The organism is Anaerophaga thermohalophila DSM 12881, from assembly GCF_000191885.1.
GTDB classification, from domain to species: Bacteria; Bacteroidota; Bacteroidia; order Bacteroidales; family Marinilabiliaceae; genus Anaerophaga; species Anaerophaga thermohalophila.
Genome location: NZ_AEWI01000068.1, coordinates 1 through 15,707, shown reverse-complemented (window position 1 = coordinate 15,707; position 15,707 = coordinate 1). Strand labels below are relative to the sequence as shown.

Here is a 15,707-nt window from a genome sequence, read left to right as displayed (position 1 = left end):
TATCCCCTTTTTTCAAGGCTTACAGAAGTGGGAAACTTGAATTATTAAAAGCTGTTTCGATGCCGGCGCAGCAGAAGTGGTCGTCTTTGATCACACCTGCGATCAGTGGGACCGTTGCTACAAGAACAGTAAGCTTGAAGAAACAGCAAGAGCTGCCGGAGCTAAAGTATTTCCCGGCAACAATGAATCGTTCTACCGTGAAGTATCAGTCCCCAACGGCCGGCGATTGAAAAATACAAAAGTTCATCGCGAACTATTGGAGGCCGATGTTTTTATCAATGTCCCGATTCTCAAACATCATGGTTCTACCACAGTAACGCTGGGCATGAAAAACCTGATGGGAGTAGTTTGGGATAGGGGTTTTTACCATGGCAATGATCTGAGCCAATGCATTGCAGATTTCCTGACCTATCGCAAACCCGACCTGAATATAGTCGACGGTTACAGGATGCTGACCCGGAACGGACCTCGTGGTGTATCCGTATCAGACGTTGTTGACCTCAAAGCACTTATAGCAGGTAAAGACATCGTTGCAGTAGATGCTGCAGCCACCCTGATGTTCGGCGAAAAACCCGAAAATATAAAGCACATCAGGCTTGCAAATGAAATGGGATTAGGCTCAATGGCCCTGGATCAACTTGCCATTAAAAGGATCAAAATGGGATAAATCCTATTCCTACGAATGTTCAGGAATACTTATCTCTTAAGCTGCCCTTTCGGGTATATATAACAAATACCGGTTTCTCATTTAACCTGTGAGCCCGGTCTAAAAAGCATCTTTGCTGCCAAACTCATTGCTGTTTTAAATTTTTGCATCCTCATTAACAACGAGTTAACTCTGGTACAAAATTTTAAACCGTCTCGGTTTTGACAAAAAAAATATGCTTTTTAAACCGGACTCACCTGTAATTTGATTAGCACTATGACCTTATACAAATTGTTAAGGAAAGGTCGGATCATCATAGCCATAGCTGTGCTGTTACTGACTTTTATTTTATTTATTGATATTTACGAATGGCTACCGGATAAAACATTCGATACCATACTTTATGTGCAGTTTGTTCCTTCTTTTTTGCATTTCCTGGTCGTCTTTTCTTTGGCAACAGCAGGTGGCTTTGTTTTCGTATTGTTGCTGACACTTCTGACCGGACGCCTCTATTGTTCGGCCATTTGTCCGCTTGGTATAATGCAGGATGTCATTACTCGTATTTCGAGATGGCGTTCAAAGAAGAAACGTTTCTTCAAATACAAAAAGCCGCATCCCGTAACCCGGTACACGTTTCTGGGCATCATGGTGCTGGCTGTCGCCTTTGGCGCCGGGTGGATTGTTACCTGGCTTGATCCCTACAGCATTGCAGCCAGGGTTTTTACTTATCTGTTTAAACCTTTGGCCGTCTGGTTTAATAATGGCATTCTTGCGCCTGTTCTTCAGAACTTCGAAATTTATTCCGTATACCACAAAAACCTGATGGTTGCTCACATTCTGCCGGCCATTCTGGCCTTTGCCGTCATCGCGGCCATTGGTTATTTTGCATGGAAACGCGGCCGACTCTTCTGTAACACCATCTGTCCTGTAGGTACGTTGCTTGGAGAAGTTTCACGTTTTTCATTTCTTAAAGTGCAATTTGATCAGGACACCTGTACCAGATGTGCCGATTGTGCCGCTGTCTGCAAAAGCGAGTGTATTGACCTCAGGAATTATACGGTAGACCATACCAGATGCGTTTCGTGCTTCAACTGTCTGGATATTTGTCCCGAGTCGGCCCTCTCTCTGCGGCCGGTAAAAAAGGCACAGGGGTTTGAGAATGTCCGACCTTCAACCGAAGAAGTCAACAATACCGCAACCAGGCAGAACACACGCAGAAAATTGTTGATCACAGGGCTTGCCCTCTTGACAGGCAGCAGAATATATGCCCTGAAAAAGGAAAAGCTCCCGGAAAATCAGAAAAACCTGATCAAAAATAAGAAAGACCATCCTGTAGCACCCCCCGGTGCAGGAAACATAAAGCGTTTTAACGATATTTGTACCGGCTGCTCCCTATGTGTAGCAGCCTGTCCTACCGGCGTTTTGCAACCGGCTCTCACCGAATACGGGCTCAACGGTTTTATGCAGCCGCACATGGATTATACGACCTACTTTTGCAATTACGATTGCAACAAATGCGGTGAGGTTTGTCCAACAGGCGCTATTCTGCCTCTGCCTTTAGAAGAAAAACAAATTACCCAGATGGGCAAGGCCGTTTTTGTGAAACAGAACTGCGTGGTTTACACAGATGAGACAGTTTGCGGGGCCTGCTCGGAACATTGCCCGACGAAGGCCGTTCAGATGGTGCCATATAAAAACGGTTTACGCATTCCGGAAGTAGATCAATCCATTTGTATTGGCTGCGGAGCCTGTGAGCATCCATGTCCGGTACCCGAACCATTTAAAGCCATTTATGTAAACGGCAATGCGGTTCAACAAAAAGCTGATAAACCACAGGAGGGCGCAAAACAGAAAGTAGACAGTGAAGAAGATTTCCCGTTCTGATAACAGGTAAGGGCAATAGTTCGTTTAAAAAAGGCCTGAATTAAAAGGTAATGGCATAATGCTGTTTCATCAGTATATATTAGTCTAAGTTATTGGTCTGATGGAACTCGCATGCAAGAACTTATACATGTTCTTTTGTGGTAATCTTTGCCATGCTCGTTTCATGTATCTAAAAATAGAGGTGGTCAGATATTCAGGACCATCAGGCCAGGTTGTAGATGACAGGCGCCGTCACCATACAAATATTATAATGTTAAGACGGGCTACCATATTATTAGTGCTATTGTTTTTTTCTGTTTCTGTTCGCATGGAAGCCCAGATATGGCCGTTCAAAAAGAGCAGTCAGGAAGAAAAAGCAACCAGGGATCCGGGAACAAGAAAAAGGGGGGCAGGAGAAGGCAATCTGTTCAATCCTTTTCAACCGTCAGGTTCTTCTGTGAGCGAATTACGCGACGATTACATCTGGTCGGCCAAAACAGCTGCAACATCATACCATAAAGCAGGCAACATAAGTGTTACAACCCCGTCACGCTACGGGTTAAAAGAAGGACTTGAATTATCAACATGGCTGGGAATTGATTACCGGGTACCGAACCTCTTCCTGAAAAATGAAATATCGCGTGGTAAGTTATGGGTTTCTTCGCTTCATGGTGTCTATTCGTCATGGCCCGGGCTAAATAATGCCAGTGAAAACAACGGTAATTTTCTTGCCGATTCCGTTTCAGATGTTCCTTTTATCCTGTCACTGAAGAACCAGTTAATCTTCAGCAGGCCGTTTTTCAGCAGCCTGCATTGTAATCCACATCAGCCCTATCTGATACTTTCGGCTGCACTGGCCTTTGATTATGGAATTTCTTTCGACAACGATTCTGTTTATCTGAAGGAAGATCAGTTTAAAACGCCCAGAAGTATGTCCTATTTAGGCGAAGGATGGCTGATAACGCTTGGATTAATGGGCGACTGGCAAATACAACCCTACTTATACGCACGTGGCGAAATCAGGATGCTTGGCGGTAATTTCCCCGGTGAAATCTCTGTTGAGCAACAATCATCGGTAGAATACTTCCCGGTTTCAGACTTTTCAGTCTCCGGAGGATACATAATTGGCATTGGGACCATTGATAACAAGTCTTTGAGCATACTTCCGTTCTTTGATATTTCATTCTATTTCGGGAAAAAACAGGGGCGTAAACGCGGACTCTTCGAACAACAGATGTTTTAAAAACAACTACAAACTCCCGATTTTTTCCTAAATTCGCAGCGTTTTTGTTTGGATTTTTGTGGTAACCTGTTGATTTATGTGGATTCGTATTGCCAGTTTTATTCTCCGAAACCGGCTTTCTATTCTGATTGTTCTGGCCCTGGCAACTGCTTTCATGGGGTTTCAGTCGCGCAAAATAGAGATGTCTTATGAATATGCTCCCCTTTTGCCGAAGGATGACCCGGCCAATCTTGAATACGAAAAGTTTGTTGAAGAATTTGGTAACGAGGGCAACTTAATAGTTCTCGGTGTGCAGGATTCGTTATTTTTCGACATTCAGCACTTTAAGCAATGGCAACAATTATCGCAATCACTGGAAATGATTAACGGCATTACCTCGGTCTTTTCGGTCTCCGATGCATACAATCTCAAGCGAAATCCGGAAATAAAAAAATTTGAAATTACACCGGTTTTCGAAGAAACGGACAACCAGCAACAGCTCGACTCCTTAAAACACACATTTACCGACCTGAAATTTTACAAAAACCTTGTCTACAATCCGGAAACCAGCACTTTTCTAATGGCTGTCATCCTTGACAAGAAGGTGCTTGAAAGTCCGAAAAGAGTCCCGCTGATCAGAAAAATAGAAAACCAGGCAGAAAAATATTCTTCCGTGACAGGAAACAATATCCGCCTATCCGGATTGCCCTACATCCGCGTTGAAACAGCCGAGATGATCAAAAGAGAGTTAAACATGTTCATCTGGTTGGCACTGGGCATTACTGCAATTATAATTTTCCTGTTCTTCAGGTCGTTTAAAGTGGTGCTATTCTCCATGCTTGTTGTGGGAATGGCAGTAATCTGGGCGCTTGGATTACAAGGGATAATGGGATATAAAGTAACCATCCTGACAGGAATGATCCCGCCTCTCATAATCGTGATCGGCATTCCTAATTCGGTTTTTCTGCTTAATAAGTTTCATCATGAATTTCGCAATCATGGCAATAAAATAAAATCATTACAGCGCGTCATCCAAAAAATCGGAAATGCCACATTCCTGACCAATCTCACCACCGCAAGTGGTTTTGCTACCTTTATTTTTACCAGCAGCAGGCTTCTTGTCGAATTTGGCATCATGGCAGCCATTAATATTATGGTGGTATTTGTGCTGTCAATTTTGCTCATCCCTTCGATTTTCAGTTTTTTACCCGACCCAAAAGAGCGACATGTACGACACCTGAACAGCCGGTTTTTCCAGAAAATTATTAACCGCCTGGTTCATATCTCCCTAAATCACAAAAAAATAGTTTATGCCGCGACACTTGGATTGCTGATTTTCGGCGGATTCGGCATCTCTCAAATGAAAACGACCGGTTATATGCTTGATGATATCCCCCACAATCATCGCTTATATAAAGACCTGAATTTTTTTGAACATCATTTCAGCGGCCTGATGCCCCTCGAAGTAATGATAGACACAAAAAATCCCGGGGGCATCATGGCTCAGAAAAACCTGCAAAAAATGGAAAGTTTTCAGGAAAAGATGAAAGCATTCCCTGAAATTTCCCAGGGCCTTTCAGTGATACAACTGATGAAATTTGCAAAACAGGCATTCTACAATGGCAATCCGGCATACTATTCACTTCCAAACGCCATGGAGCGAAATTTTATCATGTCGTATATTCCGCGTGAAATGGGTAACGGTTCCGCAGTTACAACTTCATTTGTAGATTCTACCCGTCAAAAAGCGAGAATCAGTTTTCGTATGAAAGATGTCGGGACAACCAAAATGCAGGTTCTGAATACAAAAATCAAGTCGCTGGCAGATTCCATTTTTCCAAAGCCGGACTACAACACGTCAATAACCGGATCCAGCATTGTTTTCTTTAAAGGAACAGACTATCTTGTACGCAATCTTTTTATCAGCCTTGGCCTGGCTGTGTTACTGATTGCCTCTTTTATGGCCTGGATGTTCCGATCAAAAAGAATGGTAATTGTTTCACTGATCCCCAATCTGATCCCACTCATTACAACGGCTGCACTAATGGGCGTTTTTAACATCCCCATAAAGCCATCGACAATATTGGTATTTAGCATAGCTTTTGGTATTTCGGTTGATGATACCATTCATTTTCTTGCCAAATACCGTCAGGAACTCGGTGCCACCAACTGGAGCATACAGGCCGCCACAGTTCTGGCATTGAAAGAAACCGGACGAAGTATGATCTATACTTCTGTTATTCTTTTCTTTGGATTTGGTATATTTACGGTATCAAGTTTTGGAGGAACCGTCGCGTTGGGAGCACTGGTTGCTTTGACTTTACTGGTGGCACTGTTCTCAAATCTGATATTGTTACCATCGTTGCTGCTCGGACTGGAAAGGCTCATTACCAACGAGACATTCAGGGAGCCTTTGTTGACCATCTACAATGAGGATGAAGACATAGACTTTGAAGAATTGAAAATAGGGAAAACTGCAGAAAGCAAGGAAAAAGAGCCGGACACAAAAAAATAAAAGCGCATGTTGAGAATTGATGAATATCGCAGTATCATTGAAGATCAGCTTCAGATGATTGGCGGCATGAAACGTCCGGAAGGACTATATGAACCGGTAAAATATATTCTTTCGCTTGGAGGGAAGCGGCTAAGGCCTGTACTATGCCTGGCTTCGGCCGGTCTCTTCGGAGATTATTCACCGGCACTGATGCCTGCCCTCGGCCTTGAAGTATTTCACAATTTCACGCTCCTCCATGATGATATTATGGATCGCTCGGATGTCCGCCGCAATCATGAGACAGTACACAAAAGATGGGACGATAATACCGCAATCCTCTCCGGCGACCTTATGCTTATAAAATCTTATGAGCTTATCAGTAAAAGTCCGGTAGGAGTGTTGCCCCAGGTTTTGGAAGTCTTCAACAAAACAGCCATCGAGGTATGTGAAGGTCAGCAGTTTGATATGGAGTTTGAAAAAACCACCGATGTCACCGAAGAAGGTTATCTGGACATGATACGCCTGAAAACGGCTGTTCTGATCGGGGCAAGCATGAAAATCGGAGGCATTCTGGGCGGAGGAAGCCTACGGGATTGCAGCCTCCTTTACAAATTCGGCCAGGACATTGGAATGGCCTTCCAGCTGCAGGATGACTGGCTGGATGTATTTGGCAATCAGGAAACCTTTGGAAAACAGATCGGAAGTGATATCCTGAACAATAAAAAAACGTTTCTTTTGATCTCAACCCTTAACAGACTTGAAAAAGAACCAAGGAAGCAACTTTTGGACTGGCTGGAACGTAAAGACTACAATGCGGATGAAAAAATTGCTGCCGTGACACAGCTCTATAACGAAGCAGGTGTTTCCGAAATTGTCACCAGGAAAAGAGATGATTTCTTTTTTCGTTCCCTGGAAAATTTCGAAAAAATAAACGGTGACCAGGAGATTAAGAAGGAAATAGAAAACTTTGCCCATAAACTGATGGCACGGGCAAGATAAATGTTCGTTTTTACTTATCCTGATTTAATTCGAAAAAAAATTTTTATATCATGACTCAATTAAAAGGCACTATATCGCAGGTAATCGGCCCTGTCGTTGATGTCAGTTTTGACCTTAAGGACGAGCACCTTCCAAAAATAAACGAAGCCCTTGAAATACAAAGGGAAGACAATAGCATATTGATCCTTGAGTGTGAACAACACATCGGGGAACATACCATCCGGTGTATTGCCATGGATTCTACCGACGGGTTAAAAAGAGGTATGGAAGTTATAGCAACTGGTAATGCCATCACTATGCCCTCAGGAGAAAATGTAAAGGGCCGGCTGATGAATGTCATTGGACGTCCCATCGACGGACTTCCTGCTATTGAAACCAGCGAAAGGAGCCCCATCCATAAACCGGCACCCGACTATGATTCACTATCTACTGAAACTGAGATTCTGTTTACCGGTATTAAGGTGATCGACCTCATCGAACCTTATGCCAAAGGAGGAAAAATCGGCTTATTTGGAGGCGCAGGAGTCGGCAAGACCGTTCTTATTCAGGAACTAATCAACAATATTGCCAAAGGATACAGCGGCTATTCCGTTTTCGGAGGCGTGGGCGAACGTACCCGCGAAGGAAACGACCTTCTGAGAGAAATGGTGGAGGCCGGGATCGTAAACTACGGCGATGAATTCAAAAAGAGCATGGAGGCCGGCCATTGGGACCTGGAAAAGGTAGATGCCGAAGCATTGAAAAAATCTCAGGTATCGATGGTCTTCGGACAAATGAATGAACCCCCTGGAGCCCGTGCCCGCGTAGCTCTTTCAGCGCTGACCATCGCCGAAACATTTCGCGACAGCGGCAAAAAAGAAGGCGGTGGAAGCGACATATTACTTTTCATCGACAACATATTCCGTTTTACACAGGCCGGCTCAGAAGTATCGGCACTACTGGGGCGTATGCCGTCGGCAGTGGGTTATCAGCCCACCTTATCATCAGAAATGGGCGCCCTTCAGGAAAGGATCACATCTACCAAGTCGGGCTCTATTACTTCCGTACAGGCAGTCTACGTGCCGGCTGACGACCTTACCGACCCGGCGCCGGCCACAACGTTCACTCATCTTGACGCCACAACCGTCCTGAGCCGGAAAATTACCGAGTTAGGGATTTATCCCGCGGTAGACCCTCTGGATTCGACTTCACGGATCCTTTCTCCCGACATTGTTGGAGAAAACCATTATAAAACAGCCCAACGAGTCAAAGAAATTCTTCAGCGATACAAAGAATTGCAGGACATTATCGCTATCCTTGGAATGGAAGAACTGTCGGAAGAAGACAAACTTGTTGTTTCACGGGCAAGACGCGTACAGCGGTTCCTCTCACAACCTTTTCATGTGGCCGAACAATTTACAGGGATCAAAGGAGAACTCGTTTCCATCGAAGATACCATCAAGGGCTTTAACATGATCATGGACGGAGAAACCGATAAATACCCCGAGGCAGCATTCAACCTGGTGGGTACCATTGAACAAGCCATCGAAAAAGGAGAAAAAATGTTGAAAGAATCCAAACAAAAATAAATGGACGATCTCTATCTCGAAATAATTACGCCCGAAAAAATTCTTTTTGACGGCCCGGTCGGATTGGTTGAAGTCCCCGGTTCCATGGGACGTTTTGTCCTACTTCGCGATCATGCACCAATTATTTCAACGCTCACCAAAGGTAAAATCAGGGTTATCGGAAAAGACGGATACGAACACCATTTCGAGTGTAAAGAAGGTGTTCTTGAATGTCACGACAATCATACCGTTGTTCTGATGAATGAACTGCCTGGTGAAAATAAAGCAGACCTCTAAAATCATGTCTTTCAACTCTGCAGAAAATAATCCGGTCGGGGTTAGATGCCCATCTTGACTTGTCGATTCGATTTTGATGACAGTTTTTCTGTATTTTGTCCGGGGTTTCCCTATTTTTGTGAAATGATAACCGGGAAGCAGTATTTCACGCAAAAACTTTTTGCTCTGCCTCTATCCAAAAAACTGTTAATATGACATTTAGCAAACTCTGCAACAAGATTTTCAACGAAACCACGGAATACTATCACGAGTTTGACAACGTGGATGCCACCCCCGAAAATCCTTATGACCAAGGCACTATCGAAAACCTGCTTTTCAGGAAAAACTGGATTGATGCTGTTCAATGGCACCTCGAGGACATCATTCGCGATCCGGAAATTCAACCCCAAGAAGCATTAAAAATCAAGCGGCGCATCGATAAATCCAACCAGGATCGTACCGACCTGGTCGAATCAATTGATGACTATTTCCTGGATAAATACAAAGATGTAAAAGTAGCTCCCGATGCTACCATAAACACCGAAAGTCCGGCCTGGGCCATCGACCGTCTTTCAATTCTCGGCTTGAAAATTTACCACATGCAGCAGGAAGTAAAACGCCCGGATGCGTCACCTGAACATCTCGAAAAATGTAATCTGAAACTTTCGGTACTTCTTCAGCAGAGAGAAGACCTCAGCACTGCTATTGACCAGTTGATTGCCGATATCGAAGCGGGACGAAAATACATGAAAACCTACAAGCAAATGAAGATGTACAACGACCCGTCGCTGAATCCTGTGCTATATAAAAATAAAAAATAACCTTGAGCCCGGTCTAAAAAGCATCTTTGTTGCCAAACTCGTTGTTGTTTTAAATTTTTGCATCCTCATTAACAACAAGTTAACTCCGTTACAAGAATTTAAAACGCCTTGATTTTGACAAAAATATGCTTTTTATACTGCACTCAACCTTTAAAATCCTTTTTATGTCAGAGGATGTGACTCATATAAAAAAAATCCTCGTTTTTCGCTTCAGTGCCCTGGGAGATGTTGCCATGACAGTTCCGGTGCTTTGGTCGTTTTCGCAGCGCTATCACGAATATGAAGTTTGGTTTGTTTCCCGCCCTTTTGCAAAAGATATGGTAGCCCCGCTGCCAAACATCCACTTTTTCCCGCTAAGTTTAAAAGAGAGACACAAGGGCCTGGCCGGCCTTTTCAGGCTTTATCGTGAACTCAGGAACAATGGCCCATGGGAAGTCGTTGTCGATTTGCACAGCGTTCTCCGTACGCACGTACTAACAACTCTTTTCAGGATTTCCGGCACCAGGGTTGCAAGGATTAACAAGGGACGTAAAGAAAAAAAGGCGCTGACACGAAAAAGTAATAAGATATTTAAACCACTGCAATCGACGATTTCCCGGTACCAGACAACATTCAAAAAAGCAGGATTCCCATTTGAAATGGTCCCTTTTCCCGGTAAAGAATTATTTGGAACCAAGCAACCAAATGATCTTTTTGCGTCTGATAAACAACAGGAAGCAGCGTCAGCCCCCTCCCGGGAAAATCCGGCCGGTTTTACCATCGGCGTTGCTCCCTTTGCGAAACATAATTGGAAAATGTGGCCTGAAGAAAAGATGTGGAACCTTTTATGCATTTTAGATAAAGAGGACAACAGGATAATTTTGTTTGGCGGCAGAGGCGAGGAACAGGAAAAACTGGAAGAATGGGCAGCCAATTTTAAAAAAGCAAGTACATTTGCAGGTCAGTTGAGCATGCGGGAAGAGTTGCAACTAATGTCGCAGCTCGATGTGATGATATCCATGGACTCGGCCAATATGCACCTGGCCAGTCTGGCAGGAACCCGTGTCATCAGCATTTGGGGAGCTACCCATCCTTTTGCCGGTTTTTACGGATACGGACAATCGCCCGATGATGCTGTTCAGATTGATCTTGAATGTCGGCCCTGTTCGGTTTTCGGGAATAAACCCTGTCATAGAGGCGATTTTGCATGCATGATGAACATAACTCCCGAAATGATACTACATAAAATAAAAGCAAAATAAGAAAACAATAAAGCCCGGATGAAACGAGCAGCAAAGATTGTCACAAAAGAACATGTATAAAGCTCAATCACGCGAGTTCCACCAGACCAATGACTTAGACTTATTTCATACTGATGAATATTGTATTAATCAATTCAATAGGTAAAAACAAATGGGGTGGCGGTGAAAAGTGGATGATCATGGCCGCTTCCGGGCTGATGTCGGTTGGACACAATGTGGTAGCCATTTGCAGGAAAAATTCGAAACTTGCCCGCAAAGCAAAAGCAGAAAATATTCCTGTTAAAGAAATCGGGGTCAATTCGGATTTTGATGCCTTCGCGGGCTTTAAATTTTGTCGCTTCTTTAAATCATTTGAACCCGATGTAATAATTGGCTGCCAGAATAAAGACTGGCGCGTGGCATCAATGGCCCTGAAACTGACCGGCTCCAAAGCCAAAGTGTACTCAAGGCAAGGGCTGCAACTTCTTAAAAACAACTGGTGGTATAAGTGGACCATTCGTTTGTACAGCGATGGTATAATTACCAATACCAATACCATAAAAGAATATTACGACTCTTTTGTTCCCGTGGGGAAAGATTTTGTAAAGGTTGTATTCAATGGCGTCGAAGAAATTCCGGATAATATTGAAGCATTTGACTATTCAAAGTACCTTCCCAATGAAGAAAAAAACCCGGTAATTATTTTATCAACAGGCCGGCTGGCTCGACAAAAAGGTTTCAAATACCTCATCTCTGCTGCAGCAGAAATAGTTAAGACGCATCCGAACGTTTATTTTTTCCTGGCAGGTCACGGGAAATTGCAATCGGAACTAAGAAAACAGATAAAACAGCTTGGGCTTGAAAAAAGATTTATTCTTTTAGGATTTATTGAGAACATCCATCCACTTCTCAAAAGTGCCGATATTTTTGTTTTCTCTTCACTCTACGAAGGCATGCCCAATTCAATATTGGAAGCCATGGCACATGGTTTGCCGGTTGTTTCAACCAATGTGAATGGCATATCGGAGCTTATTGAAAATGGTGTAAACGGATACATGGTAAAACCAGGAAAAACTGATGAACTGACAACGGCATTGGATAACGTTATCAGGGACAAGGAAAAAATCAAAAGGGTCGGTGCCAATGCACGACACTTTGTTTCACAAAATTTTGCCGTCCAAAAAATGGTTGAGAAGCTGAACAAACTTCTTGACAGCAAATAAGAGATGAAGATCATCCAGACACAGGAAAAGGAAACTTTTCTCTCTTACAAACTACCAATCATTACCGAATTTACACATAAACACTAACTAATGTTAATCGGTAAGCATCTTTTTGAGGTGATATAAACATATCACCATAAAAATATTCTCACAAACAACCAGTGTCATGTCATGTATAAAATGATGTATAACTTGAAACTGATTTTTTTGTTTTTATCATGCAGAAAAAACGAAAATCAGTGATGCTATGAGCGTTATTTATACATGACACGGCACTATTTATTATTCCATTGGGGTTTATCTATGTCAGCTTTTAACTCGGGTTTTTTTTCATGTAAGGTTTTACCTGACAAAACAATTTCATATTTTTTTAAATATGCTTTTGCCATAACTTGTGAGTTGAACAAGTCACGAGCATATTCATGACATATTCGTGTATCGTATTGAGTATGCATTATATGTTCTGCTAATTCTCCAGCAGAAGTAGATAAAAAGCCAACATCATTATGCACCAACTCAGGTAAAGAACCGAATGGTGTTCCAAAAACCGGAGCTCCGAAAAATAAACTTTCAATTATTGCTAACCCAAAGGGCTCATGCCATTTCACCGGGAAGATTAATCCTTTGGAACCCTGAAGTAAATGATTCTTTTCAACTCCTCCAACCATACCATGAAATTTGATCCTGGGATGAAAGGTAAAACGCAATCCCATCTTGAAATTAAATCGATACCCTCCTAAAACATGCAGTATTTCATGAGGCATTTTTTTGGTCACAGCAATTGCTCCACGAACATTTTTTACACTCCATGCTGCCTTCCCTAAAAAATGGTAGTAGTTTCTTTTAACACTAAGTTCGACTTTGCCATACTCATCCCAATCCAATCCATTATATACAAAGCAGCTACTCCCAAATTTTCCTGCATGATGTTGACTTATAAAAATAGAATTTTTATCCAAGTACGGACTGTCAGACCAATGTACAGTAGCTACATAAGGTTTTTTAACTTCTTTGGGAACAGAAGAATTAAAATGAATTAAATCTGTTCTGCCCGGAATTTGCATAGTCAACGGAATTCTTGGATTTCGCTCAATAACCTCAGCAAAATTACATTCAGAGCCTTTTGCTACCAAAAAGGCAACCTTATGTCCCATCCTTGATAACTCTTTTCCCAATGCCCAAATCACTCTCTGGGTACCTCCATAAGTACTAACTGGAATCAATCCATTCTCATCAACAATTAAAATATTCATCAGTATAAAATTAGTCTAAGTTATTGGTCTGATGGAACGCGCATGAAAGATTTATACATATTCTTATTGTAGAAAACCTATCTATGTTCATTTCATCCGCATAAAATTTAATTATTAAGGTCGGATGGAACGCGCATGATTGAGTTTTATACATGTTCTTATGTGGCAAACCTTGCCATGCTCGTTTCATCAATATAAATATTTTTTCTTTATACGGGCAAACTGTGGTGTTGCAGGGGTTGGTAAAAAAAGCTAAAACGCAAAGACGTATGTTGTGTTTATAATTCACACTACTGGCTACTGACTAAAAACTACTGACTAAATTACTTATATCTAAAAATCTGATAATCTATTAAGGCAATCTTTGTCATGCTCGTTTCAAAAATTTAAAACAACAATGAGTTTGGCAACAAAGATGCTTTTGAGCCGGGCTCAATAATTATTTTCATTATCTTCCGAAACCAATAAATATACAAATTTTATTCACATAAAGCTCGTCTTAGTTATTGACTATATATCTGCTTTTCAGAAAACCGTAAGCTCGCAATTATAAAATCCAAATCTTTCCACAACTCTTCGATCACCGATAATAAGCGTAAGCCTTCGGCCTCGCACATATTGCAAACTCCGTGCTAACGGCCTTACTTTGATGTCAAAAAATGAGGATGACCTTATCAACATTCAAGAAGCTATTCCAGGAATACCAGGAATCCTATTCTACTCCCCATTTGTCAGACCACTAAACCGACTTTTTTAGTTGAAATTCAAAAAGCCTTCATATCTTTGTTTTATCAGGTGAAACGCAAAGAGGCTCTGCTGGCGATCAACCTTTTAGGAATAACCTGTGCTGAATGAATAAGCCCTGGCCTTGCGTCGGGGCTTTTTAACATTCAATCAGCCAATGCCTAAGAAAACGCATGGCGCGGGTAGCGCCACATCAGGCAATTTTCTTATATAATTGAGCCGGAATTTGTCTTTGAATACCCTGATGAGTTTTCTCATGATTGTAATAATAAAAAAAATTCTTTAACCCGGTGTAAAGTTGTGAACCATTTTCCGGAGGCCTAAGATACACATAATCCCGTTTTACAGTACGCCATAAACGTTCGATGAAAATATTGTCGATGGCTCTATTTTTCCCATCCATACTTATACGTATGCCTGCGTCTTGTAAAAAATCGATCCATATTGGACATATAAACTGACTTCCCTGGTCTGAATTAATGATCTCTGGTTTTCCGTGTTTTTTAATAACTGTTTTTAGCACTGTAAGGCTGTTTTCTGCATTCAAATTATTAAAGACACCCCAGCCAACAACATAGCGGCTATAAATATCTATAATGGCGGTAAGGTACATAAATCCTTTTTCCATCGGGATGTAGGTGATGTCGATGGCCCATACTTGATTTGGTCTGAGTATTTTGAGCCCTCGCAATAAATATGGATGAATGTATTGGGCAGCCCCAAATTTGCTCAGATTACGCTTTGGATAAATGGCCATAATATTCATCTTTCGCAATAAACGACGAACTCGCTTGACATTTTCAACACACCCCGATGCAAAAAGAAAATCCTGTATTTGTAAAACTCCATGTGTGGGATACCTGAGATACTCTTCATCTATAAGACGCATGATTTTAAGATTTTCTTCACTTTCACCCTTGCCTTTATAGTATAAATTGCTCCTGGTTATACCTAATAAGTCACATTGTGCCCGTATGCTTAAATGCTCATTCTCTTTTACATATCCCTCTATTTCTTTCATAGACCGCCCCTTTTTGAAATTTTTTTTAGCCATTCTTTTTCCATTTCAAGTTGCCCAATCTTGGCAAATAAACGATCTTTTTCGGCTTCAAAATTTTCCATAGGTGCCTTGGTTGTGAAAATTTCAGATGAGCGATCCAAGAACTCTTGTTTCCATTTGGATATCATCGTGGGGTGAATTTCAAAACGTTTTGATAGTTCAGCTATTGTTTCTCGCTCCTTGAGCGCTTCAATAGCTACTTGGGCTTTAAAAGCCGCCTTAAATTTTCTTCTGCTTGTTTTCATACCAATTGTAAAGTTACATTTTTTCAACTTAACTCATGGTCTGAATTAACCCAACTTGTCATCTTGCTATCATAAAATTCTGTATTTCAGTCAG

Annotated in this window: 13 protein-coding genes; 10 read left to right on the top strand and 3 right to left on the bottom strand. The window is 42.0% G+C overall.

Annotated features, from left to right (window positions below):
* Nucleotides 1-40 precede the first annotated feature (40 nt).
* The 10 genes from ATH1_RS19645 (at nt 41) to ATH1_RS0114880 (ending at nt 12,311) form a co-directional block, all read left to right on the top strand.
* Nucleotides 41-667 (top strand): DUF362 domain-containing protein, encoded by a 627-nt coding sequence (locus ATH1_RS19645; protein WP_342626192.1) that lies wholly within the window; start codon nt 41-43, stop codon nt 665-667.
* 255 nt (nt 668-922) lie between these two features.
* The gene (locus ATH1_RS0114925; protein ID WP_010423362.1) at nt 923-2,530 is read left to right on the top strand and encodes a 4Fe-4S binding protein; all 1,608 of its coding nucleotides are present in this window, start codon (nt 923-925) and stop codon (nt 2,528-2,530) included.
* Between the two features lie 163 nt (nt 2,531-2,693).
* Nucleotides 2,694-3,752 (top strand): hypothetical protein, encoded by a 1,059-nt coding sequence (locus ATH1_RS0114920; protein WP_245531817.1) that lies wholly within the window; start codon nt 2,694-2,696, stop codon nt 3,750-3,752.
* 76 nt (nt 3,753-3,828) lie between these two features.
* Nucleotides 3,829-6,246 (top strand): efflux RND transporter permease subunit, encoded by a 2,418-nt coding sequence (locus ATH1_RS0114915; protein ID WP_010423359.1) that lies wholly within the window; start codon nt 3,829-3,831, stop codon nt 6,244-6,246.
* Nucleotides 6,247-6,252: 6 nt separating this feature from the next.
* Nucleotides 6,253-7,224, top strand: coding sequence for a polyprenyl synthetase family protein (locus ATH1_RS0114910; RefSeq protein ID WP_010423357.1), 972 nt, complete (start codon nt 6,253-6,255; stop codon nt 7,222-7,224).
* Between the two features lie 50 nt (nt 7,225-7,274).
* A complete protein-coding gene (gene atpD, locus ATH1_RS0114905; RefSeq protein WP_010423355.1) occupies nt 7,275-8,792 on the top strand; it encodes a F0F1 ATP synthase subunit beta in 1,518 nt (505 codons plus the stop codon).
* On the top strand, nt 8,793-9,068 hold the full coding sequence (locus ATH1_RS0114900) for a FoF1 ATP synthase subunit delta/epsilon (RefSeq protein ID WP_010423353.1): 276 nt from the start codon (nt 8,793-8,795) through the stop codon (nt 9,066-9,068). It abuts the gene before it with no gap.
* A 191-nt stretch (nt 9,069-9,259) separates the two neighbouring features.
* On the top strand, nt 9,260-9,868 hold the full coding sequence (locus tag ATH1_RS0114890; protein WP_010423351.1) for a DUF4254 domain-containing protein: 609 nt from the start codon (nt 9,260-9,262) through the stop codon (nt 9,866-9,868).
* A gap of 164 nt (nt 9,869-10,032) precedes the next feature.
* Nucleotides 10,033-11,109 (top strand): glycosyltransferase family 9 protein, encoded by a 1,077-nt coding sequence (locus ATH1_RS0114885; RefSeq protein ID WP_052306305.1) that lies wholly within the window; start codon nt 10,033-10,035, stop codon nt 11,107-11,109.
* Between the two features lie 113 nt (nt 11,110-11,222).
* Nucleotides 11,223-12,311, top strand: a complete 1,089-nt coding sequence (locus ATH1_RS0114880; RefSeq protein ID WP_010423347.1) for a glycosyltransferase — start codon at nt 11,223-11,225, stop codon at nt 12,309-12,311.
* Nucleotides 12,312-12,586: 275 nt separating this feature from the next.
* On the opposite strand, the gene ATH1_RS0114875 is transcribed toward ATH1_RS0114880, so the two are convergent.
* The 3 genes from ATH1_RS0114875 to ATH1_RS0114865 form a co-directional block, all read right to left on the bottom strand.
* On the bottom strand, nt 12,587-13,564 hold the full coding sequence (locus ATH1_RS0114875) for a glycosyltransferase (RefSeq protein WP_010423345.1): 978 nt from the start codon (nt 13,562-13,564) through the stop codon (nt 12,587-12,589).
* A gap of 937 nt (nt 13,565-14,501) precedes the next feature.
* A complete protein-coding gene (locus ATH1_RS0114870; protein ID WP_010423343.1) occupies nt 14,502-15,329 on the bottom strand; it encodes an IS3 family transposase in 828 nt (275 codons plus the stop codon).
* Nucleotides 15,326-15,613, bottom strand: a complete 288-nt coding sequence (locus ATH1_RS0114865) for a transposase (RefSeq protein WP_010423342.1) — start codon at nt 15,611-15,613, stop codon at nt 15,326-15,328. The genes ATH1_RS0114870 and ATH1_RS0114865 overlap by 4 nt, the downstream gene beginning before the upstream one ends.
* Nucleotides 15,614-15,707 lie beyond the last annotated feature (94 nt).